The 21,748-nt window shown below is 51.9% G+C and carries 19 protein-coding genes; 16 read left to right on the top strand and 3 right to left on the bottom strand.

What is annotated here, in order from left to right; all coding sequences use genetic code 11:
* Positions 1-59 precede the first annotated feature (59 nt).
* On the bottom strand, positions 60-1,262 hold the full coding sequence (gene ackA / locus LG384_RS15965) for an acetate kinase (protein ID WP_225761219.1): 1,203 nt from the start codon (positions 1,260-1,262) through the stop codon (positions 60-62).
* A gap of 339 nt (positions 1,263-1,601) precedes the next feature.
* Here ackA and yfbV point away from each other — a divergent pair, with 339 nt between their 5' ends.
* From yfbV to LG384_RS15945, 4 genes are all read left to right on the top strand, one after another.
* Positions 1,602-2,057 (top strand): terminus macrodomain insulation protein YfbV, encoded by a 456-nt coding sequence (gene yfbV, locus LG384_RS15960; RefSeq protein WP_045445597.1) that lies wholly within the window; start codon positions 1,602-1,604, stop codon positions 2,055-2,057.
* Positions 2,058-2,140: 83 nt separating this feature from the next.
* The gene (locus LG384_RS15955) at positions 2,141-2,635 is read left to right on the top strand and encodes a YfbU family protein (RefSeq protein WP_045445594.1); all 495 of its coding nucleotides are present in this window, start codon (positions 2,141-2,143) and stop codon (positions 2,633-2,635) included.
* On the top strand, positions 2,628-3,305 hold the full coding sequence (locus LG384_RS15950) for a sugar phosphatase (RefSeq protein ID WP_075261759.1): 678 nt from the start codon (positions 2,628-2,630) through the stop codon (positions 3,303-3,305). The genes LG384_RS15955 and LG384_RS15950 overlap by 8 nt, the downstream gene beginning before the upstream one ends.
* Positions 3,306-3,382: 77 nt before the next feature.
* Positions 3,383-5,215, top strand: coding sequence for an SLC13 family permease (locus LG384_RS15945; protein WP_045445588.1), 1,833 nt, complete (start codon positions 3,383-3,385; stop codon positions 5,213-5,215).
* Between the two features lie 89 nt (positions 5,216-5,304).
* On the opposite strand, the gene yfbR is transcribed toward LG384_RS15945, so the two are convergent.
* The gene (gene yfbR / locus LG384_RS15940) at positions 5,305-5,904 is read right to left on the bottom strand and encodes a 5'-deoxynucleotidase (RefSeq protein ID WP_045445585.1); all 600 of its coding nucleotides are present in this window, start codon (positions 5,902-5,904) and stop codon (positions 5,305-5,307) included.
* Between the two features lie 84 nt (positions 5,905-5,988).
* Positions 5,989-7,206 (bottom strand): alanine transaminase AlaA, encoded by a 1,218-nt coding sequence (alaA, locus tag LG384_RS15935; RefSeq protein ID WP_003028082.1) that lies wholly within the window; start codon positions 7,204-7,206, stop codon positions 5,989-5,991.
* A 926-nt stretch (positions 7,207-8,132) separates the two neighbouring features.
* On the opposite strand from alaA, the gene lrhA reads away from it, so the two are divergent.
* From lrhA to nuoL, 12 genes are all read left to right on the top strand, one after another.
* Positions 8,133-9,071 carry a transcriptional regulator LrhA gene (gene lrhA, locus LG384_RS15930; RefSeq protein ID WP_045445582.1) on the top strand — a complete coding sequence of 313 codons (939 nt, stop codon included), beginning with the start codon at positions 8,133-8,135 and terminating at the stop codon, positions 9,069-9,071.
* Positions 9,072-9,697: 626 nt separating this feature from the next.
* Positions 9,698-10,141 carry an NADH-quinone oxidoreductase subunit NuoA gene (gene nuoA, locus LG384_RS15925; RefSeq protein ID WP_003028077.1) on the top strand — a complete coding sequence of 148 codons (444 nt, stop codon included), beginning with the start codon at positions 9,698-9,700 and terminating at the stop codon, positions 10,139-10,141.
* A 15-nt stretch (positions 10,142-10,156) separates the two neighbouring features.
* Positions 10,157-10,819 (top strand): NADH-quinone oxidoreductase subunit NuoB, encoded by a 663-nt coding sequence (nuoB, locus tag LG384_RS15920; protein WP_003028075.1) that lies wholly within the window; start codon positions 10,157-10,159, stop codon positions 10,817-10,819.
* An 85-nt stretch (positions 10,820-10,904) separates the two neighbouring features.
* Positions 10,905-12,707 carry an NADH-quinone oxidoreductase subunit C/D gene (gene nuoC, locus LG384_RS15915; RefSeq protein WP_075261760.1) on the top strand — a complete coding sequence of 601 codons (1,803 nt, stop codon included), beginning with the start codon at positions 10,905-10,907 and terminating at the stop codon, positions 12,705-12,707.
* Positions 12,708-12,709: 2 nt separating this feature from the next.
* Positions 12,710-13,210, top strand: a complete 501-nt coding sequence (gene nuoE / locus LG384_RS15910) for an NADH-quinone oxidoreductase subunit NuoE (RefSeq protein WP_003028069.1) — start codon at positions 12,710-12,712, stop codon at positions 13,208-13,210.
* A complete protein-coding gene (gene nuoF / locus LG384_RS15905; RefSeq protein WP_003839356.1) occupies positions 13,207-14,544 on the top strand; it encodes an NADH-quinone oxidoreductase subunit NuoF in 1,338 nt (445 codons plus the stop codon). Before nuoE ends, nuoF begins: the two co-directional genes overlap by 4 nt.
* 204 nt (positions 14,545-14,748) lie before the next feature.
* Positions 14,749-17,475 carry an NADH-quinone oxidoreductase subunit NuoG gene (gene nuoG / locus LG384_RS15900; protein WP_045449731.1) on the top strand — a complete coding sequence of 909 codons (2,727 nt, stop codon included), beginning with the start codon at positions 14,749-14,751 and terminating at the stop codon, positions 17,473-17,475.
* A complete protein-coding gene (gene nuoH, locus LG384_RS15895) occupies positions 17,472-18,449 on the top strand; it encodes an NADH-quinone oxidoreductase subunit NuoH (protein ID WP_003028063.1) in 978 nt (325 codons plus the stop codon). Before nuoG ends, nuoH begins: the two co-directional genes overlap by 4 nt.
* A gap of 14 nt (positions 18,450-18,463) precedes the next feature.
* A complete protein-coding gene (gene nuoI, locus LG384_RS15890; protein WP_005129470.1) occupies positions 18,464-19,006 on the top strand; it encodes an NADH-quinone oxidoreductase subunit NuoI in 543 nt (180 codons plus the stop codon).
* 11 nt (positions 19,007-19,017) lie between these two features.
* Positions 19,018-19,572: an NADH-quinone oxidoreductase subunit J gene (gene nuoJ / locus LG384_RS15885; RefSeq protein WP_045445570.1), complete on the top strand. Its 555-nt coding sequence runs from the start codon at positions 19,018-19,020 to the stop codon at positions 19,570-19,572.
* The gene (gene nuoK / locus LG384_RS15880) at positions 19,569-19,871 is read left to right on the top strand and encodes an NADH-quinone oxidoreductase subunit NuoK (RefSeq protein WP_000612644.1); all 303 of its coding nucleotides are present in this window, start codon (positions 19,569-19,571) and stop codon (positions 19,869-19,871) included. The genes nuoJ and nuoK overlap by 4 nt, the downstream gene beginning before the upstream one ends.
* Complete coding sequence (nuoL, locus tag LG384_RS15875; RefSeq protein ID WP_045445564.1) at positions 19,868-21,709, top strand: NADH-quinone oxidoreductase subunit L; 1,842 nt, start codon at positions 19,868-19,870, stop codon at positions 21,707-21,709. The genes nuoK and nuoL overlap by 4 nt, the downstream gene beginning before the upstream one ends.
* The last annotated feature ends 39 nt before the right edge of the window (positions 21,710-21,748 follow it).

Below are 21,748 nucleotides of genomic sequence, written 5' to 3'. Positions count from 1 at the left end.
TACCGCCGACATGTGGCGGGTTACAAAACAGCACCGCCAGCTAGGCTGGCGGTGTGAAATCAGGCAGTCAGACGGCTCGCGTCTTGCGCGATAACCAGTTCTTCGTTGGTTGGGATAACCACCGCAGGACGGGTACCTTCTTTGTTGATGAAACCAGATTTGCCGAAACGTGCGGCCAGGTTACGTTCGTGGTCAACTTCAAAGCCCAGAACGCCCAGTTTGCCCAGAGACAGTTCACGAACCATCGCTGCGTTCTCACCAATACCACCGGTGAAGACAACCGCATCCAGACGACCATCCATCAGCGCAGTGTAAGAACCGATGTATTTCGCCAGACGGTGGCAGTAAACGTCCATTGCACGTTTAGCGTCTTCTTTGGTGGTGTAGTTGTCTTCAACATAACGGCAGTCGCTGGTGACTTCGGTCAGGCCGAGCAGGCCGGATTCTTTAGTCAGCATTTTGTTGATAGCGTCAACGCTCATGCCCAGCGTGTCGTGCAGGTGGAAGATGATCGCCGGGTCGATGTCACCGGAACGTGTACCCATCACCAGACCTTCCAGCGGGGTCAGACCCATGGAGGTATCAACACATTTCCCTTTACGGATAGCAGAAACAAAACCGCCGTTGCCCAGGTGGCAAGTGATGATGTTCAGTTCATCAACCGGTTTGTTCAGCATTTTTGCCGCTTCCTGAGTTACGAAGAAGTGGCTGGTACCGTGCGCGCCGTAACGACGAACGCCGTGTTCTTTGTACAGGCTGTACGGCAGGGCGTAGAGGTAAGATTCTTCCGGCATAGTCTGATGGAACGCAGTGTCAAACACAGCCACGTTTTTATCTTTCAGATTCGGGAAGGATTTCAGCGCTTCAGCAATACCGATCAGGTGAGCCGGGTTATGCAGCGGTGCGAAAGAGGCAGAATCTTTGATGCCCTGGATAACGGAATCGTCGATAACCACGGAGCTGGTATACTTTTCGCCGCCGTGTACGATACGGTGACCAATTGCGGTCAGTTGCGCAGACAATTCCGGTTTTTGTGCCAGAATAGTGTTAACGATGAAGTTCAGCGCTTCACTGTGAGCGGCGCCTGCACCTAAAGCCGCTTCTTGTTTACCGCCGTCCATTTTCCACTTGATACGTGCTTCTGGGAGATGGAAACATTCGGCTAAACCAGAAAGGTATTCTTCACCGTTTACTGCATCGATGATGGCAAATTTCAGTGAGGAGCTACCGCAGTTCAGAACCAGTACTAACTTACTCGACATGGAAGTACCTATTTATGATACGTGGCTAAAAAAACGTCAGGGAGTCATAGAGCGTAGCGCATGATGACACCGACGTTTATGATTAACATCATGCGCCATTGTCTTTTTGGGCACGATGGAATAAATACCTTTGAGTCTATGTCATTTTGCGTAATTTTCAGCCAATGGCATACTGTATGCCAGTTTGACGACTCAATGATTTTGGACTAAAGGCCTTACAGGCCGACACAGGATACCTGATTGTGGGTATCGAAGACAAAATGTTTTGAACGATGTCCTCTGTAGTTGTTGTTTTGCACAAATTTTTTAAATTTTATATGTGAAGTTGAGGTAACCGCCATGTCGACACCGGATAATCGCTCCGTAAATTTTTTCAGTTTGTTTCGCCGGGGGCAGCACTACGCAAAGACGTGGCCGATGGAAAAGCGCCTTGCGCCAGTATTTGTTGAGAACCGCGTGATTCGCATGACGCGTTATGCTACCCGTTTTATGCCGCCTATCGCCGTATTTACCTTATGCTGGCAAATTGCGCTGGGGGGGCAGTTGGGACCGGCTGTGGCGACCGCATTGTTTGCGCTTAGCCTGCCGATGCAGGGTATGTGGTGGTTAGGTAAACGTTCTGTCACGCCGTTGCCACCATCCATACTCAACTGGTTCTATGAGGTTCGGGGAAAATTACAAGAGGCCGGACAAGCGCTGGCACCGGTGGAAGGAAAGCCGGATTATCAGGCGCTAGCTGACACGCTTAAGCGCGCCTTCAAACAACTGGATAAAACTTTTCTTGATGATTTGTAATTAACCCCGGATTACGCATATAAAAGAAGGCACAAGATGCCTTCTTTTTTTTCATTGCAGCAGTAGTGATACAGGAGTCCCAAATGGAAATGACCAACGCTCAACGTCTTATTTTGTCCAACCAGTACAAAATGATGACTATGCTCGATCCTGGTAATGCCGAACGCTATCGTCGTTTGCAGACGATTATTGAACGCGGTTACGGTTTGCAGATGCGCGAGCTTGATCGTGAGTTTGGCGAGCTGACGGAAGAAACCTGTCGCACAATTATCGATATTATGGAGATGTATCATGCATTGCACGTCTCCTGGACTAACCTTAAAGACGCGCAGACTATTGACGAACGTCGCGTCACGTTCCTCGGCTTTGATGCCGCAACGGAAGCGCGCTTCCTGGGATACGTTCGTTTTATGGTCAATGTAGAAGGGCGTTATACCCATTTTGATGCGGGTACGCATGGCTTCAACGCCCAGACGCCAATGTGGGAAAAATATCAGCGCATGCTGAATGTCTGGCACTCTTGCCCGCGTCAGTATCACCTGAGCGCGAACGAAATTAACCAAATCATTAATGCCTGAGGGGGCGAGCGTGCAGTGCAAAGGCTTTCTGTTTGATCTGGATGGAACGCTTGTCGATTCCTTACCAGCAGTAGAACGTGCATGGTGTAACTGGGCCGATCGTTTTGGCCTTGATCACGACGAAGTGCTGGGCTTTATTCATGGCAAGCAGGCGATAACCTCTCTGCGGCACTTTATGGTCGGGAAATCCGAAGCGGAGATCGCAGCGGAGTTTACGCGCCTGGAGCAAATAGAGGCGACTGAGACTGACGGGATCATCGCACTACCCGGGGCGGTTGATTTACTGAATCACCTCAATAAAGCGGGGATCCCGTGGGCGATAGTGACCTCCGGATCAATGCCGGTGGCGCGGGCACGTCATCGTGTCGCGGGTCTGCCGGCCCCTGAAGTGTTTGTCACTGCCGAACGGGTAAAAAGAGGTAAGCCGGAGCCAGATGCATATCTTTTGGGAGCGCAACTGCTCGGCCTTGCACCGCGAGAGTGTGCTGTTGTAGAGGATGCGCCAGCTGGTGTGCTCTCTGGTCTGGCGGCAGGGTGTCATGTTATTGCCGTGAATGCCCCCGCAGACACACCGCGTCTGGATGAGGTCGACTTTTCGCTGACCAGTCTGGAACATATTTCCGTGACCAAACAACCTAACGGAAATGTGAGCGTTGTAAGAAATACCTGATCGTGATTTAGCCCCAGATTGTTGGGGCTTTTTTATGGCAGAATCGGTCTATCCCTCTCATTTAACAAGGATATGTTGTGAACGGTGAATTGGTATGGGTTCTCTCATTGTTGGCTATCGCCGTCGTTTTGTTTGCAACTGGCAGAGTGCGTATGGACGCGGTCGCTTTGCTGGTTATTATTGCCTTTGTTCTGAGTGGAACACTGAGCATCACAGAAGCTTTTTCCGGTTTTAGCGATCCTAACGTTATTTTGATAGCGGCCTTATTTATTATTGGCGACGGCCTGGTGCGTACCGGGGTGGCGACGGTGATGGGGGCCTGGTTGGTTAAGGTCGCCGGCAGTAGCGAAGTCAAAATGCTGGTGCTGTTGATGATAACCGTTGCCGGTCTCGGGGCATTTATGAGCTCTACCGGCGTGGTCGCCATTTTTATTCCGGTTGTCTTAAGCGTATCCATGCGCATGCAAATATCCCCCTCACGCCTGATGATGCCGCTGAGCTTTGCCGGATTGATCAGCGGGATGATGACGTTGGTGGCAACACCACCTAACCTGGTCGTTAACAGTGAGTTGCTGCGTGAAGGGCTTAACGGCTTCAGTTTCTTCAGCGTTACGCCTCTGGGGCTGGTTGTTCTCGTACTCGGCATTATTTATATGCTGTTGATGCGTTTTATGCTCAAAGGGGACGTTGCCGGGCAGCAGGGTGACGGATGGAAACGCCGGACCTTTCGCGATCTCATTAAAGAATATCGCCTCACCGGGCGTGCCCGTCGGCTGGCTATTCGTCCTGGATCGCCGATGATTGGCCAGCGCCTGGATGACCTTAAATTACGTGAACGTTACGGGGCGAATGTGATTGGCGTTGAACGCTGGCGTCGCTTTCGTCGCGTTATCGTGGACGTTAACGGGGTTTCTGAGTTTCGGGCGCGTGATGTTTTGTTGATAGACATGTCCGCTGCCGATGTGGATTTGCGTGAATTTTGTAGCGAACAACTGCTGGAGCCAATGGTGCTGCGTGGTGAATATTTCTCCGAACAGGCGCTTGATGTTGGCATGGCTGAGATTTCACTGATCCCGGAATCGGAGTTAATTGGTAAAACGGTACGGGAAATAGGATTTCGTACCCGTTATGGGCTGAATGTTGTTGGATTAAAGCGTGATGGTACTGCGCTTGCCGGGGCGGTTGTGGATGAGCCGCTGTTGATGGGGGATATTATTCTGGTAGTGGGAAACTGGAAGGTCATTGCCTTGATGGGGAAAAAGGGGCGTGACTTTGTGGTGCTGAATATGCCAGTGGAAGTGAGTGAAGCTTCCCCGGCACACAGTCAGGCACCGCATGCGATTTTCTGCCTGGTTCTTATGGTCGCTCTGATGCTGACCGATGAAATACCAAACACGGTTGCCGCTCTCATCGCGTGCCTGCTGATGGGCAAATTCCGTTGTATTGATGCTGAGAGCGCGTATAAAGCGATTCACTGGCCGAGTATTATCTTGATTGTCGGGATGATGCCTTTTGCGCTGGCCCTGCAAAAAACAGGCGGTGTCGATCTGGTGGTGAAAGGGTTGATGGATGTCGGTGGAGGGTATGGCCCGTACATGATGCTGGGTTGCCTGTTCGTACTGTGTGCAACCATTGGATTATTTATCTCAAATACCGCGACGGCAGTTCTGATGGCACCAATTGCGCTGGCGGCAGCGAAGTCTATGGGGGTTTCGCCGTATCCTTTTGCGATGGGGGTTGCGATGGCGGCATCCGCGGCCTTTATGACGCCGGTCTCCTCACCGGTCAACACGCTGGTGCTGGGACCGGGAAACTACACTTTCAGCGACTTCGTGAAGATTGGTGTGCCATTTACGGTTATTGTCATGGCGGTGTGCGTAGTAATGATCCCGATGCTGTTCCCGTTTTGACGGATGGTATGGCCCGGTGGCGTTGCGCTACCGGGCCAACAACGCCTTCCTGTAAGCCGGTCAGGCCTTACGCTATCTGGCAACGCGTCTTATAGCGGAGAATCCTGACTAATCTCGTCAAGAGATAAGTGGAAACTTGGCACGAACATATCCATAAAATAATCCATCTCTTCGCTACGACGTGACTCCAGTGTTTTTTCCAGTCGTGTTTTCGCCAGCAAAAATTCGTTGTTACCGGCCGAGAGTTCCTCCAGACACTTCAGATAAGCGCAAAGGGCATCGGCCTGTTTAACAATAGATTTCTCTTCATCGCTGTAAGCGTGTTCATCAATTAATGGCGCAAAAATATCACGCAGCTCATCTGGGACCATATCGACCAGCTTCTGCTGGGCAATTTTCTCAATGGCTTTATATTCCTGAGCAATTTGCGAGTTGAAGTATTTAACCGGGGTAGGGAGATCACCGGTCAGCACTTCGGAAGCATCGTGGTACATCGCCAGCAGGGCAATGCGTTCGGCATTAACCTGACCACCAAATTTACGATTCTTGATAGCGGCCAGCGCATGAGCAACCATCGCAACCTGCAGGCTATGCTCAGACACATTTTCGGTGCGCACGTTGCGCATCAATGGCCAGCGATTAATGAGCTTCAGACGGGAGAGGTGGGCAAAAAAATGGCTCTGCTTCATAACGACCCTTACTCAGTGACTTCAGTAAAGGTATTGTGCGCAGAGAGTGCCGCCGGATGCAAATCCCGGCGGCGCTCAACGTTATTACAATTGACGATAGCCTGACAGGAAACGTTCGAATTTACTCAGCGACATTTCGATATCGTCAATGCGCGGCAGCGTTACGATACGGAAGTGGTCCGGCCACGGCCAGTTGAATGCGGTTCCCTGTACCAGCAGGACTTTTTCCTGGAGCAGGAAATCGAGCACCATCTTCTGGTCGTCATGAATATTGAACCGCTTCGCATCAATTTTTGGGAACATATACAGTGCGCCGCGAGGTTTGACGCAGGAGACGCCGGGAATATCGTTCAGCAATTCCCAGGCACGATTGCGCTGTTCATACAGGCGTCCGCCCGGCATGATGAATTCGCTAATGCTTTGGTAGCCTCCCAGTGCGGTCTGGATGGCATGCTGTGCAGGAACGTTGGCGCACAAACGCATAGATGCCAGCATTTCAAGACCTTCGATATACCCTTTGGCATGTTTCTTCGGTCCATTCAGCACCATCCAGCCCTGGCGGAAACCAGCAACACGGTAGGTTTTTGACAGGCCGTTAAAGGTGATGGTCAGCAGGTCCGGAGCCATTGCGGCGATCGAATGGTGCTCGGCGTCATCATAGAGGATCTTGTCGTAAATTTCGTCGGCAAAGATAATAAGATTGTTCTGGCGTGCAATCTCAACAATCTCCATCAGCAGTTCTTTGGAATAAACGGCACCGGTGGGGTTGTTCGGGTTGATGATGACGATCCCACGCGTGCGTGGGGTGATTTTGGCGCGAATATCATCCAGATCCGGGAACCAGTCTGAGGACTCATCGCACAGGTAGTGCACGGCGTTACCGCCGGAGAGCGATACCGCAGCTGTCCACAGCGGATAATCGGGCGCAGGTACCAGCATTTCGTCCCCACTGTTCAACAACGCCTGCATCGCCTGGACTATCAACTCGGAAACGCCGTTACCAATATAGATGTCTTCGACGGTAACATCGCGCATTCCACGAGCCTGGTAATGTTGCATGATCGCTTTACGGGCGGAATAAAGGCCTTTGGAGTCGCAATATCCCTGCGCTGTTGGTAAATTGCGGATCACATCAACCAGAATCTCATCTGGCGCTTCAAATCCGAATGGCGCGGGGTTGCCGATATTCAGTTTCAGAACTTTATTGCCTTCTTCTTCCAGGCGCTTTGCTTCCTTCAGAACCGGGCCACGAATGTCATAACAGACATTTTCTAATTTGCTGGATTTTTCAATGGGGGACATGAATCTTGACCTTTTTAGCTGTGAATGCCACTCCCTGCCGTGGAAGTCAGCACAGAACAATGTACTCCCACGACGGTGAGTTTTGAAGGGTCTTTAGTAGAAGATTTCGATCCGGCATGAAGTTATAATTCACTGTTAACGACTAATTAATATATTAATTATAGTGCTTAATTCTATTAATAATGTATTTAATGGGTTTTTATTTTGTATTTATCCTTTGGTGGTGGTGATTTGTCTGGTTAAAAATAGTTAGATGGGCCAGGCGGTCTGCAATCGTCTCATCACTCAAATGGCGTAATTCGAAAATACTGAGTCCTGATGCTGTCCGACTGTTATCGGTATGATCCGCCAACGGCAGGGTGTGAATCTATTGTTAAGTATAATTAATGAATAGTGTCAGTCTTAATTAATTATTATTTAATATTTAAACAGCATTTATTGAATGCGTTAATAATAGTAAAAGCGCAAGTTCAAGATAACACCATTTTGCTTCGAATTATTCACGATAACACTTATAAATATAGTGGTTTTAGGTTAAGATAAGTCTCATGAAATGGTGTGCGGTACGTGTTTTGCGATAATTCTCATGTTGGTTGATTGTTTCTAACATACTGAAAATTTGGCTTTTAATGTGTAAATTAATGTTTGCTAACTATTTTCAATATTTACAAAATTTACATGTTTCCCCATTAGTCAGAATCATTCAAAAGCTAAAAAATTGACTGTTTCTCGTTACTATATTCCGATTAGAGTCCCGGATATTATAAAGCGCAGAAAGAGAATTGTTTCGTTTGTACACCAAATACATCCTTATTTTCACTTGGTTACACTAAGTGAAACTGCGAGGGAAGCACATTACAAATGGAATTGTTTGTTTCTGAATGCACAGCATTAACCCGGTATGACCCGCGAGTAAGTGAAAAATTATGATAAATGCAAATCGTCCGATAATTAACCTCGACCTCGATCTGCTGAGAACCTTCGTTGCTGTTGCCGACCTGAATACCTTCGCGGCTGCGGCTGCTGCGGTATGTCGCACACAGTCTGCGGTGAGTCAGCAAATGCAACGCCTTGAACAACTAGTGGGGAAAGAGTTGTTCGCGCGCCATGGTCGCAACAAACTGCTGACTGAACATGGTATTCAGCTTTTGGGTTACGCCAGAAAAATACTGCGTTTTAATGATGAGGCCTGCTCATCATTAATGTTTAACAATCTTCAGGGAGTGTTAACTATCGGCGCTTCCGATGAATCGGCCGATACAATACTGCCTTTCCTGCTCAATCGAATAAGCTCGGTATATCCGAAGCTTGCTCTTGATGTGAGAGTGAAGCGTAACGCTTACATGGTGGATATGTTGAAGTCGCAGGAAGTGGATCTGGTGGTCACCACCAACCGTCCAGGTGATTTTGAGTGCCTGAATCTGCGCACCTCACCGACACACTGGTATTGCGCGGCTGAGTATATCCTGCAAAAAGGCGAACCAGTTCCTCTGGTTCTGCTCGACGATCCTAGTCCGTTTCGGGATATCGTACTGGAGACACTGAATGCCGCACAGATCCCGTGGCGTCTGGCCTATGTAGCATCAACATTACCAGCGGTTCGTGCTGCGGTGAAAGCGGGACTGGGCGTCACTGCTCGTCCGGTAGAAATGATGAGTCCGGACCTGCGCGTTCTCGGGGCTGTGGACGGGCTACCGCCGTTACCTGAAACGGAATACCTGTTGTGCTGCGATCCCACCACGAAAAATGAATTGGCTCAGGTTATCTTTAAGTCGATGCAGACATATCAAAACCCCTGGCAATACAACCAGTTTACTCCCGAAGGGGGAGATGATTCGCTGATCGTTGAAGGTGACTTTGAGTAATGTGTCACAAATAATCGTTATAAAATGTAAGTGTAAAAAAGAGCCGCTAATGGTGAAAAAACATCCAGCGGCTCTTTTTTTATACAAATAATGGCGCTTGATACCATTTTGTATACTAAAACTTAACAAAATCAGCCGGTAAAAAACTTGCCTTAAAATTGAATGAAAAACAAACAACAGGAGTGTCATCTGTTTCTATGTTAAAAAACTAGAGAAATTGTTGCTGTTTTTTATGGTGAATTAACAAAAGCGTGTCACAGATCAAGAAAATACTCCCATTTAGGGGGAGGCATCTGAGTGAAATCCTGTCAAAATAGAGCAGTATTATCTTTTTTACTTCACTACGGACACGATTCAACAACATTGAAAATGACTAATGAAACGATCGAAATTAGTCTAAACAGCACTTTATGTTAATGAAATTGGATTGGTGTAAAATAATGTGAGGGAACTTTTGTTAAAGTTGACAAAAGGTTATAGAAAGGAGTAAAAAACCCCATCAATTGGCTGTTTAAATGATTTTCTACAGTGATTGTAAGGTTTTTTTTATTCCTCCCCATGAATCGATGTGGCGTTCATCTGCCGAAAAGAGCAGAGAATTTGGCGCTACTTTTGATGAGTAAGCAATGAGTATGTCAACATCCACTGAAATCATCGCTCATCACTGGGCATTCGCTATCTTTCTTATTGTTGCCATTGGCCTGTGCTGCCTGATGCTTGTTGGCGGCTGGTTTTTAGGTGGTCGCGCGCGCGCGAGATCTAAAAACGTGCCGTTTGAATCAGGTATCGACTCGGTCGGCACCGCCCGCCTGCGCCTGTCTGCCAAGTTTTATCTGGTAGCCATGTTCTTCGTTATCTTCGACGTTGAAGCGCTGTATCTGTTCGCATGGTCAACTTCTATCCGTGAAAGCGGCTGGATTGGCTTTGTGGAAGCTGCAATTTTTATTTTTGTGTTACTGGCAGGTCTGGTTTATCTGGTGCGTATTGGCGCGCTGGACTGGACGCCCGCGCGTTCACGCCGCGAGCGTATGAACCCGGAAACGAACAGTATCGCTAATCGTCAACGCTAACCGCGAGGCATTAAGATGGATTATACGCTCACCCGCATAGATCCTAACGGTGAGAACGACCGTTACCCCCTGCAAAAACAGGAGATCGTAACCGACCCCCTGGAGCAAGAAGTTAACAAAAACGTGTTCATGGGCAAACTGCATGACATGGTTAACTGGGGCCGTAAAAACTCAATTTGGCCATACAACTTTGGCCTTTCCTGCTGCTACGTTGAGATGGTGACCTCGTTTACCGCCGTGCATGATGTGGCCCGCTTTGGTGCGGAAGTACTGCGTGCCTCTCCGCGTCAGGCTGACCTGATGGTTGTGGCCGGAACTTGCTTTACCAAAATGGCCCCGGTTATTCAGCGCCTCTACGATCAGATGCTGGAACCAAAATGGGTTATTTCCATGGGCGCATGCGCTAACTCCGGCGGTATGTACGATATCTACTCTGTCGTGCAGGGTGTTGATAAATTTATTCCGGTAGATGTGTACATCCCGGGATGTCCGCCGCGCCCGGAAGCGTATATGCAGGCGCTAATGCTGCTGCAAGACTCCATTGGCAAAGAACGCCGTCCGCTCTCCTGGGTGGTTGGCGATCAGGGCGTTTATCGCGCCAATATGCAGTCAGAGCGCGAGCGTAAGCGCGGCGAACGTATTGCTGTAACGAATCTTCGTACACCAGACGAGATTTAATATGCGCCTGTCGGCAGCAGCACTTCCTTCGCTTATTACTACATAAATAGCGCGAAGCACTGCCGACCACCACGGACCATTTGCAATGGTGAACAATATGACCGACTTAACCGCGCAAGAAGCTGCATGGCAGACACGGGATCATCTCGATGACCCGGTCATTGGCGAACTGCGCAACCGTTTTGGGCCGGATGCCTTTACCGTTCAGGCGACTCGCACCGGGGTACCCGTTGTTTGGGTCAAGCGTGAACAATTACTGGAAGTTGGCGATTTCTTAAAGAGACTGCCGAAACCTTACGTCATGCTGTTTGACTTACACGGCATGGACGAACGTCTGCGTACGCACCGCGAAGGGTTACCTGCCGCGGATTTTTCCGTTTTCTATCACCTGATCTCCATTGAACGCAATCGCGATATCATGCTCAAGGTGGCATTGTCTGAAAACGATCTACGCGTACCGACTTTCACCAAACTGTTCCCGAACGCTAACTGGTATGAGCGCGAAACCTGGGAAATGTTTGGCATCGATATCGAAGGCCACCCGCACCTGACGCGCCTGCTGATGCCTCATACCTGGCAGGGACATCCGCTGCGTAAAGATTACCCGGCGCGTGCCACTGAATTCGATCCGTTTGAGCTGACCAAAGCCAAGCAGGATCTGGAAATGGAATCACTGACCTTCAAACCTGAAGAGTGGGGCATGAAGCGTAGTACCGAAAATGAGGACTTTATGTTCCTCAACCTTGGTCCTAACCACCCGTCTTCTCACGGTGCATTCCGTATTGTTCTGCAGCTTGATGGCGAAGAAATTGTCGACTGTGTGCCTGACATCGGTTACCACCATCGTGGTGCTGAAAAGATGGGTGAACGTCAGTCCTGGCACAGCTACATTCCGTACACTGACCGTATCGAATATCTCGGCGGCTGCGTCAACGAAATGCCTTATGTGCTGGCGGTAGAAAAACTGGCGGGCATTACCGTACCGGATCGTGTCAACGTGATCCGCGTAATGCTTTCCGAACTGTTCCGTATCAATAGCCACCTGTTGTATATCTCGACGTTTATTCAGGACGTCGGCGCAATGACTCCGGTATTCTTCGCCTTTACCGACCGTCAAAAAATCTATGACGTGGTGGAAGCGATCACGGGTTTCCGTATGCACCCGGCCTGGTTCCGTATTGGCGGTGTTGCGCACGATCTGCCGCGCGGTTGGGACAAACTGCTGCGTGATTTCCTGGACTGGATGCCGAAGCGTCTGGATTCTTACGAGAAAGCGGCGCTGCGTAACACCATCCTGAAAGGTCGTTCGCAGGGCGTTGCCGCTTACGGCAAGAAAGAAGCGCTGGACTGGGGTTGTACCGGTGCCGCGTTGCGTGCGACAGGTGTTGATTTCGACGTGCGTAAATCACGTCCGTACTCTGGCTACGAAAACTTTGACTTTGAAGTGCCGGTTGGTGGTGGTGTATCCGACTGCTATACCCGCGTAATGCTGAAAGTTGAAGAACTGCGTCAGAGTCTGCGCATCCTTGAGCAGTGCCTCAACAACATGCCGGAAGGCCCGTTCAAAGCGGATCACCCGCTGACCACGCCGCCACCGAAAGAGCGCACGCTTCAACATATCGAAACCCTGATCACCCACTTCCTGCAAGTATCGTGGGGTCCGGTCATGCCGGCGAACGAGTCCTTCCAGATGGTTGAAGCGACCAAGGGTATCAACAGTTACTACCTGACCAGCGATGGCAGCACCATGAGTTACCGTACTCGTATCCGTACGCCGAGCTTTGCGCATCTGCAGCAGATTCCGGTAGCGGTACGTGGCAGCCTGGTGTCCGACCTGATCGTCCATCTGGGTAGTATCGATTTTGTTATGTCAGATGTGGACCGCTAATTATGCACGAGAATCAACAACCACAAACCGAGGCTTTTGAGCTGAGTGCGGCTGAGCGTGAAGCGATTGAGCACGAGAAGCACCACTACGAAGACCCGCGTGCGGCGTCCATTGAAGCGCTGAAAATTGTTCAGAAGCAGCGTGGCTGGGTGCCGGATGGGGCGATCTATGCGATCGCTGACGTGCTGGGTATCCCGGCAAGCGACGTTGAAGGTGTTGCGACATTCTACAGCCAGATCTTCCGCCAGCCAGTTGGCCGCCATGTGATCCGCTATTGCGACAGCGTGGTGTGCCATATCAACGGCTATCAGGGGATCCAGGCCGCGCTTGAGAAAAAACTCAACATCAAGCCGGGGCAGACGACCTTTGACGGTCGCTTTACGCTGCTGCCAACCTGTTGCCTGGGGAACTGCGATAAAGGGCCAAACATGATGATCGATGAGGACACTCACGCTCACTTGACCCCGGAAGGCATCCCCGAACTGCTGGAGCGGTATAAATGAAAGACATTATCCGTACTCCCGAAACACATCCGCTGACCTGGCGTCTGCGTGATGACAAACAGCCAGTATGGCTGGACGAATACCGTAGCAAAAACGGCTACGAAGGTGCGCGTAAAGCCCTGACAGGGCTGTCACCGGATGAAATCGTCAACCAGGTAAAAGACGCTGGCCTGAAAGGACGCGGCGGCGCGGGCTTTTCCACAGGTCTTAAGTGGAGTCTGATGCCGAAAGACGAATCCATGAACATCCGTTACCTGCTGTGTAACGCGGATGAAATGGAGCCGGGTACCTATAAAGACCGTTTGCTGATGGAACAACTGCCGCACCTGTTGGTGGAAGGTATGTTGATCTCTGCGTTTGCGCTGAAAGCGTACCGTGGTTACATCTTCCTGCGCGGTGAATATATTGAAGCGGCTGTGCATCTGCGCCGTGCGATTGCCGAAGCAACCGAAGCGGGTCTGCTTGGCAAGAACATCATGGGCACCGGATTCGACTTCGAACTGTTCGTGCATACCGGGGCAGGGCGTTACATCTGTGGTGAAGAAACCGCACTGATTAACTCCCTCGAAGGTCGCCGTGCTAATCCGCGCTCGAAGCCGCCGTTCCCGGCAAGCTCTGGCGCATGGGGTAAGCCGACCTGCGTTAACAACGTCGAAACCTTATGTAACGTGCCGGCAATTCTCGCCAACGGCGTGGAGTGGTACCAGAACATTTCGAAGAGCAAAGACGCTGGCACCAAGCTGATGGGGTTCTCCGGTCGCGTGAAAAACCCGGGACTGTGGGAACTGCCCTTCGGCACCACCGCGCGAGAAATCCTTGAAGACTACGCTGGCGGCATGCGTGATGGCCTGAAGTTTAAAGCCTGGCAGCCGGGCGGCGCGGGAACCGACTTCCTGACCGAAGCACACCTTGACCTGCCGATGGAATTCGAAAGTATCGGTAAAGCGGGGAGTCGTCTGGGTACCGCGCTGGCAATGGCTGTCGATCACGAGATTGGCATGGTACCGCTGGTGCGTAACCTGGAAGAGTTCTTTGCCCGTGAATCCTGCGGCTGGTGTACGCCGTGTCGTGACGGTCTGCCGTGGAGTGTGAAAATTCTGCGTGCGCTGGAGCGTGGTGAAGGCCAGCCTGGGGATATCGAGACACTTGAGCAACTGTGTCGTTTCCTCGGTCCGGGTAAAACCTTCTGTGCACACGCACCGGGTGCGGTCGAACCGCTGCAGAGCGCCATTAAATATTTCCGCGAAGAATTCGAAGCTGGCATTAAGCAGACCTTCAGCAATACCCATGCAATTGGTGGTATTCAGCCGAACCTGCTTAAAGAGCGCTGGTAATAGCGGTATTGGCGTTTTGCGATACCTGAGAAAAAATTTCGATTAATGCCTAAAAAATAACCGAGACCTTCGCGCTGTGGCAAGGCAGCAACAGAGCGAGTCCCAGGAGTTTAGTGAACTAAATGACTGGGGGAGCGATGGCAGCCAATACAGCCAGAGTGTGAAGGATGAAGGTTATTTAGGCCAACTGGAAGCATGCTGACTATGGCTACGATTCATGTAGACGGCAAAGAATATGAGGTCAACGGAGCGGACAACCTGCTGGAAGCTTGTCTGTCTCTCGGCCTTGATATTCCGTACTTTTGCTGGCACCCGGCGCTGGGAAGCGTCGGTGCTTGCCGCCAGTGTGCGGTGAAGCAATACCAAAACGCGGAAGACACGCGTGGTCGCCTGGTGATGTCTTGTATGACACCGGCCACCGAAGGCACCTTTATTTCTATTGACGACGAAGAAGCGAAACAGTTCCGTGAGAGCGTGGTGGAATGGTTGATGACTAACCACCCACATGACTGTCCGGTCTGCGAAGAGGGGGGGAACTGCCACCTTCAGGATATGACTGTAATGACAGGTCATAGCTTCCGTCGCTACCGCTTCACTAAGCGTACTCACCGCAACCAGGATCTGGGGCCATTCATCTCTCACGAAATGAACCGCTGCATTGCCTGCTACCGCTGCGTACGCTACTACAAAGATTATGCAGATGGCGCGGATCTGGGCGTATATGGCGCACATGACAACGTCTACTTCGGTCGCCCGGAAGACGGTACGCTTGAAAGCGAATTCTCCGGCAACCTGGTAGAGATCTGCCCGACCGGCGTATTCACTGATAAAACGCACTCCGAGCGTTATAACCGTAAATGGGACATGCAGTTTGCGCCAAGCATCTGCCAGCAATGCTCCATTGGCTGTAACACCAGCCCGGGTGAGCGCTACGGTGAACTGCGTAGAATCGAAAACCGCTACAACGGTACCGTTAACCACTACTTCCTCTGCGACCGTGGTCGTTTTGGCTATGGTTACGTGAACCTGAAAGACCGTCCGCGTCAGCCGGTACAGCGTCGCGGCGATGATCTGATTACCCTTAATGCCGAGCAGGCGATGCAGGGCGCGGCAGATATTCTGCGTCAGTCGAAGAAAGTCATCGGCATCGGTTCCCCACGAGCCAGCGTCGAGAGCAACTTCGCGCTGCGTGAACTGGTGGGTGCGGAAAACTTTTATACCGGTATTGCTCAGGGCGAACTGGAACGTCTGCAACTGGCACTGAGCGTGCTGCGTGACGGTGGTATTCATACGCCTGCACTGCGCGATATCGAATCGTATGATGCGGTACTGGTACTGGGCGAAGATGTTACCCAGACCGGCGCGCGTGTTGCGCTGGCAGTTCGTCAGGCTGTGAAAGGCAAAGCACGTGAGATGGCTGCGGCGCAAAAAGTCGCTGACTGGCAGATTGCGGCAATCCTTAATATCGGTCAGCGAGCCAAGCATCCGCTGTTCGTGACCAACGTTGACAGCACTCGTCTGGATGATATCGCAGCATGGACTTACCGTGCGCCGGTTGAAGATCAGGCGCGGTTAGGTTTTGCTATCGCTCATGCGTTGGACAACAACGCGCCAGCGGTTGAGGGCATCGACCGTGACCTGCAGAACAAAATCGACGTCATCGTTCAGGCTCTGGCTGGTGCTAAGAAACCGCTGATTATCTCCGGTACTAACGCCGGTAGCGCAGAAGTGATTCAGGCGGCGGCTAACGTGGCGAAGGCGCTGAAAGGTCGCGGCGCTGACGTAGGCATTACCATGATTGCTCGCTCCGTGAACAGTATGGGTCTGGGCATGATTGGCGGCGGATCTCTTGAGGATGCGCTGACTGAGCTGGAAACCGGTCGTGCTGACGCGGTGGTGGTGCTGGAAAACGACCTGCATCGTCATGCAAGTGCGACTCGCGTTAACGCCGCACTGGCGAAAGCGCCTCTGGTGATGGTTGTTGACCATCAACGTACGGCGATCATGGAAAATGCTCACCTGGTGCTTTCTGCCGCAAGCTTTGCTGAGAGCGATGGTACGGTCATCAACAACGAAGGTCGCGCACAGCGCTTCTTCCAGGTGTATGACCCGTCCTACTACGACAGCAAAACGATTATGCTGGAGAGCTGGCGTTGGCTGCATTCGTTGCACAGCACTGTGCAAAACCGCGAAGTGGACTGGACGCAACTCGATCACGTTATTGACGCTGCCGTTGCCGCACTGCCGCAGCTGGCAGGCATCAAAGATGCTGCGCCGGACGCGAGCTTCCGCATCCGTGGACAGAAACTGGCACGTGAGCCGCACCGTTACAGCGGTCGTACCGCAATGCGCGCCAACATCAGCGTACACGAACCGCGTCAGCCGCAGGATAAAGACACCATGTTCGCTTTCTCAATGGAAGGGAACAACCAGCCGGATGCGCCGCGTTCACAGATTCCGTTTGCCTGGGCTCCAGGCTGGAACTCCCCGCAAGCGTGGAACAAGTTCCAGGATGAAGTGGGCGGTAAACTGCGTCATGGCGATCCGGGTGTGCGTCTGATTGAAGCGTCAGAAGGCGGTCTGGACTACTTCACTACCGTTCCGGCGAGCTTCCAGGCGCAGGATGGTCAGTGGCGTATTGCACCTTACTATCATCTGTTTGGCAGCGACGAAATGTCCCAGCGCGCACCGGTCTTCCAGACGCGCATGCCGCAGCCGTACATCAAACTCAACCCGGCGGATGCCGCGAAGTTGGGCGTAAATGTCGGTACGCGAGTTTCCTTTAGCTACGATGGCAATACGGTGACACTGCCGGTTGAAATCTCTGAAGGATTATCGGCAGGGCAGGTTGGTTTGCCGATGGGTATGCCTGGCATCGCACCGGTACTGGCAGGCGCGCGTCTTGAGGATCTGCAGGAGGCACAACAATGAGTTGGATTACCCCCGATCTGATTGAGATCCTGCTGAGCATTCTCAAAGCGGTAGTGATCCTGCTGGTGGTGGTCACCTGCGGGGCATTCATGAGCTTTGGTGAACGTCGTCTGCTGGGTCTGTTCCAGAATCGTTACGGACCGAACCGTGTTGGCTGGGGCGGTTCGCTCCAGCTGGTCGCGGACATGATCAAAATGTTCTTTAAAGAAGACTGGATCCCGAAATTCTCGGATCGCGTCATCTTTACTCTGGCACCGATGATCGCCTTCACCTCTCTGTTGCTGGCTTTTGCAATTGTGCCAGTCAGCCCGAACTGGGTGGTTGCTGATCTGAACATCGGGATCCTGTTCTTCCTGATGATGGCGGGTCTGGCCGTTTACGCGGTACTGTTCGCCGGTTGGTCAAGCAACAACAAATACTCGCTGCTGGGTGCGATGCGTGCTTCTGCGCAGACGCTCAGTTACGAAGTGTTTCTCGGACTTTCCCTGATGGGCGTGGTGGCGCAAGCCGGTTCATTCAATATGACCGACATCGTCAATAACCAGGCTGATATCTGGAACGTTATTCCGCAGTTCTTTGGTTTTGTCACCTTTGCCATCGCGGGTGTGGCGGTGTGTCACCGTCATCCGTTTGACCAGCCGGAAGCCGAGCAGGAACTGGCCGATGGTTACCACATTGAATACTCCGGTATGAAATTCGGTCTGTTCTTTGTGGGTGAGTACATTGGTATCGTCACCATTTCTGCGCTGATGGTTACCTTGTTCTTCGGTGGCTGGCATGGCCCGTTCTTACCGCCATTCGTCTGGTTCGCGCTGAAAACCGCGTTCTTCATGATGATGTTCATTTTGATTCGTGCGTCGTTACCGCGTCCTCGTTATGACCAGGTAATGTCCTTCGGCTGGAAAGTCTGCCTGCCGCTGACGCTCGTCAACTTGCTGGTAACGGCGGCTGTCATTCTCTGGCAGGCGCAATAAGGGACACAAAGACCATGACCTTAAAAGAATTGTTAGTAGGCTTCGGCACCCAGGTACGCAGTATCTGGATGATCGGCCTGCATGCGTTCGCGAAACGCGAAACGCAGATGTACCCGGAAGAGCCGGTCTATCTACCACCCCGTTTTCGCGGACGTATCGTGCTGACGCGCGATCCTGACGGTGAAGAACGTTGCGTTGCCTGTAACCTGTGTGCGGTAGCCTGTCCGGTAGGTTGTATCTCTCTGCAAAAAGCGGAGACCAAAGATGGCCGCTGGTATCCGGAGTTTTTCCGCATTAACTTCTCACGCTGCATTTTCTGTGGCCTGTGCGAAGAAGCCTGTCCGACAACGGCAATTCAGCTTACCCCAGACTTTGAACTGGGTGAGTACAAGCGCCAGGACCTGGTTTACGAGAAAGAGGATCTGCTGATCTCCGGTCCGGGCAAATACCCGGAATATAACTTCTACCGGATGGCAGGTATGGCAATCGACGGCAAAGATAAAGGCGAAGCTGAGAACGAAGCCAAGCCTATCGACGTCAAGAGCCTGTTACCGTAAGGAGAGGGGCAATGGAGTTCGCTTTTTATATCTGTGGCCTGATAGCCATTCTCGCAACCTTGCGGGTGATCACCCATACCAATCCGGTACACGCACTGCTGTATCTGATTATTTCGCTGCTGGCGATTTCTGGGGTGTTCTTCTCGTTAGGTGCTTACTTTGCGGGTGCGCTGGAAATTATCGTTTATGCGGGCGCCATCATGGTGCTGTTCGTGTTCGTGGTAATGATGCTGAACCTCGGCGGTTCTGAAATTGAACAGGAACGTCAGTGGCTGAAACCACAAGTATGGATTGGTCCGGCAATTCTGTCGGCCATCATGCTGGTGGTCATCGTTTACGCCATTCTGGGTGTTAATGATCAGGGCATCGACGGTACGCCAATCAGCGCGAAAGCAGTCGGTATTTCCCTGTTCGGACCTTATGTTCTGGCGGTTGAGTTGGCTTCGATGCTGCTGTTGGCTGGTCTGGTTGTGGCCTTCCACGTCGGTCGCGAAGAGCGTATGGGTGAAGTGCTGAGCAACCGCACCGACGATCGCGCGAAAAGAAAAACGGAGGAGCACGCATGATCCCCTTACAACATGGATTGATCCTCGCTGCGATTTTATTCGTGCTGGGCTTAACCGGTCTGGTTATCCGCCGCAATCTGCTGTTTATGCTGATCGGGTTGGAAATCATGATTAACGCTTCTGCGCTGGCCTTTGTGGTCGCGGGTAGCTACTGGGGCCAGACCGATGGTCAGGTGATGTATATCCTCGCCATCAGTCTCGCGGCTGCTGAAGCGAGCATCGGACTTGCGCTGCTACTGCAACTTCATCGCCGTCGCCAGAACCTGAACATCGATTCAGTAAGTGAGATGCGTGGATGAACATGCTTGCCTTAACCATTCTTCTGCCATTTATTGGCTTTGTATTACTGGCGTTTTCTCGTGGTCGTTGGTCAGAAAATCTGTCCGCTACCGTAGGGGTTGGGTCGATTGGCCTGGCAGCGCTGGTGACTGCGTTTGTTGGCGTGGATTTCTTCGCCAACGGTAAACAGGCATTTAGCGTTCCGCTGTGGACGTGGATGTCTGTTGGCAACTTTAACATCGGTTTCAACCTGGTGCTGGACGGCCTGTCACTGACCATGCTTTCTGTTGTGACCGGCGTGGGTTTCCTGATCCACATGTTTGCTTCCTGGTACATGCGCGGTGAAGAGGGATACTCTCGTTTCTTCGCCTACACCAACCTGTTTATCGCCAGTATGGTTGTTCTGGTACTGGCTGATAACCTGTTGTTGATGTACCTCGGTTGGGAAGGCGTGGGCCTGTGCTCCTATCTGCTGATCGGTTTCTACTACACCGATCCGAAGAATGGCGCTGCGGCAATGAAAGCCTTCGTGGTGACCCGTGTCGGTGACGTGTTCCTGGCGTTCGCGCTGTTCATCCTCTACAACGAGCTGGGCACGCTGAACTTCCGCGAAATGGTTGAACTGGCGCCTGCGCACTTTGCAGATGGCAATAACATGCTGATGTGGGCAACGCTGATGCTGCTGGGCGGTGCGGTCGGTAAATCGGCGCAGTTGCCGTTGCAGACCTGGCTTGCTGACGCGATGGCTGGCCCGACGCCTGTTTCCGCGTTGATCCACGCCGCAACGATGGTTACCGCGGGTGTTTACCTGATTGCGCGTACCCACGGCCTGTTCCTGATGACGCCGGAAATCCTGCACCTGGTTGGGATTATCGGAGCTATTACGCTGGTGCTGGCAGGTTTCGCGGCGCTGGTGCAGACCGACATCAAACGCGTTCTCGCCTATTCCACCATGAGCCAGATTGGCTACATGTTCCTGGCGCTTGGTGTTCAGGCGTGGGATGCGGCGATTTTCCATCTGATGACGCACGCCTTCTTTAAAGCACTGCTGTTCCTGGCATCCGGCTCGGTTATCCTTGCCTGCCACCACGAACAGAACATCTTCAAGATGGGCGGCCTGCGTAAGTCTATTCCGCTGGTGTATCTCTGCTTCCTGGTCGGTGGCGCAGCGCTGTCGGCTCTGCCGCTGATTACCGCGGGCTTCTTCAGTAAGGATGAGATTCTTGCCGGTGCGATGGCGAACGGTCATATCAATCTGATGGTTGCAGGTCTGGTCGGCGCGTTTATGACCTCTCTGTACACCTTCCGTATGATTTTCATCGTGTTCCACGGGAAAGAACAAATTCACGCTCACGCAGGGAAGGGGATTACCCACCACCTGCCGCTGATTGTACTTATGATCCTGTCCACCTTCGTTGGTGCGTTGATTGTGCCTCCGCTGCATGGCGTGCTCCCGGCAACAACTGAGCTTGAGCATGGTCGCGTGATGACGCTGGAAATTACCTCCGGCATCGTAGCGATTGCGGGCATCCTGATTGCAGCCTGGCTGTGGTTGGGTAAACGTACTCTGGTGACCTCAATTGCCAACAGTGCGCCGGGTCGCCTGCTGGGAACCTGGTGGTATAACGCCTGGGGCTTTGACTGGCTGTATGACAAAGTATTCGTCAAGCCGTTCCTGGGCATAGCCTGGTTGCTGAAACGCGATCCAATGAACTCGATGATGAACATTCCGGCGATCCTGTCTCGCTTCGCAGGTAAAGGCCTGCTGTTGAGCGAAAATGGCTATTTGCGCTGGTATGTTGCATCCATGAGCATTGGCGCGGTTGTCGTGCTGGCACTGTTGATGGTACTGCGTTGAGTTTGAGGATTGCGGTTGTTTTGCCCGGTGGCGTTAAAA

It is taken from the genome of Citrobacter sp. Marseille-Q3906 (genome assembly GCF_916618775.1).
In the GTDB taxonomy this organism is placed as follows: domain Bacteria; phylum Pseudomonadota; class Gammaproteobacteria; order Enterobacterales; family Enterobacteriaceae; genus Citrobacter; species Citrobacter murliniae.
Note: the sequence above shows the minus strand (reverse complement) of the source record. Positions and strands in the feature narration are given on the sequence as shown.

What these genes read in the sequence shown, in the direction of transcription:
- ackA (WP_225761219.1), bottom strand. Translation starts at nt 1,262, where the DNA reads ATGTCGAGTAAGTTAGTACTGGTTCTGAACTGCGGTAGCTCCTCACTG.
- yfbV (WP_045445597.1), top strand. Translation starts at nt 1,602, where the DNA reads ATGTCGACACCGGATAATCGCTCCGTAAATTTTTTCAGTTTGTTTCGC.
- LG384_RS15955 (WP_045445594.1), top strand. Translation starts at nt 2,141, where the DNA reads ATGGAAATGACCAACGCTCAACGTCTTATTTTGTCCAACCAGTACAAA.
- LG384_RS15950 (WP_075261759.1), top strand. Translation starts at nt 2,628, where the DNA reads ATGCCTGAGGGGGCGAGCGTGCAGTGCAAAGGCTTTCTGTTTGATCTG.
- yfbR (WP_045445585.1), bottom strand. Translation starts at nt 5,904, where the DNA reads ATGAAGCAGAGCCATTTTTTTGCCCACCTCTCCCGTCTGAAGCTCATT.
- alaA (WP_003028082.1), bottom strand. Translation starts at nt 7,206, where the DNA reads ATGTCCCCCATTGAAAAATCCAGCAAATTAGAAAATGTCTGTTATGAC.
- lrhA (WP_045445582.1), top strand. Translation starts at nt 8,133, where the DNA reads ATGATAAATGCAAATCGTCCGATAATTAACCTCGACCTCGATCTGCTG.
- nuoA (WP_003028077.1), top strand. Translation starts at nt 9,698, where the DNA reads ATGAGTATGTCAACATCCACTGAAATCATCGCTCATCACTGGGCATTC.
- nuoB (WP_003028075.1), top strand. Translation starts at nt 10,157, where the DNA reads ATGGATTATACGCTCACCCGCATAGATCCTAACGGTGAGAACGACCGT.
- nuoC (WP_075261760.1), top strand. Translation starts at nt 10,905, where the DNA reads ATGGTGAACAATATGACCGACTTAACCGCGCAAGAAGCTGCATGGCAG.
- nuoE (WP_003028069.1), top strand. Translation starts at nt 12,710, where the DNA reads ATGCACGAGAATCAACAACCACAAACCGAGGCTTTTGAGCTGAGTGCG.
- nuoF (WP_003839356.1), top strand. Translation starts at nt 13,207, where the DNA reads ATGAAAGACATTATCCGTACTCCCGAAACACATCCGCTGACCTGGCGT.
- nuoG (WP_045449731.1), top strand. Translation starts at nt 14,749, where the DNA reads ATGGCTACGATTCATGTAGACGGCAAAGAATATGAGGTCAACGGAGCG.
- nuoH (WP_003028063.1), top strand. Translation starts at nt 17,472, where the DNA reads ATGAGTTGGATTACCCCCGATCTGATTGAGATCCTGCTGAGCATTCTC.
- nuoI (WP_005129470.1), top strand. Translation starts at nt 18,464, where the DNA reads ATGACCTTAAAAGAATTGTTAGTAGGCTTCGGCACCCAGGTACGCAGT.
- nuoJ (WP_045445570.1), top strand. Translation starts at nt 19,018, where the DNA reads ATGGAGTTCGCTTTTTATATCTGTGGCCTGATAGCCATTCTCGCAACC.
- nuoK (WP_000612644.1), top strand. Translation starts at nt 19,569, where the DNA reads ATGATCCCCTTACAACATGGATTGATCCTCGCTGCGATTTTATTCGTG.
- nuoL (WP_045445564.1), top strand. Translation starts at nt 19,868, where the DNA reads ATGAACATGCTTGCCTTAACCATTCTTCTGCCATTTATTGGCTTTGTA.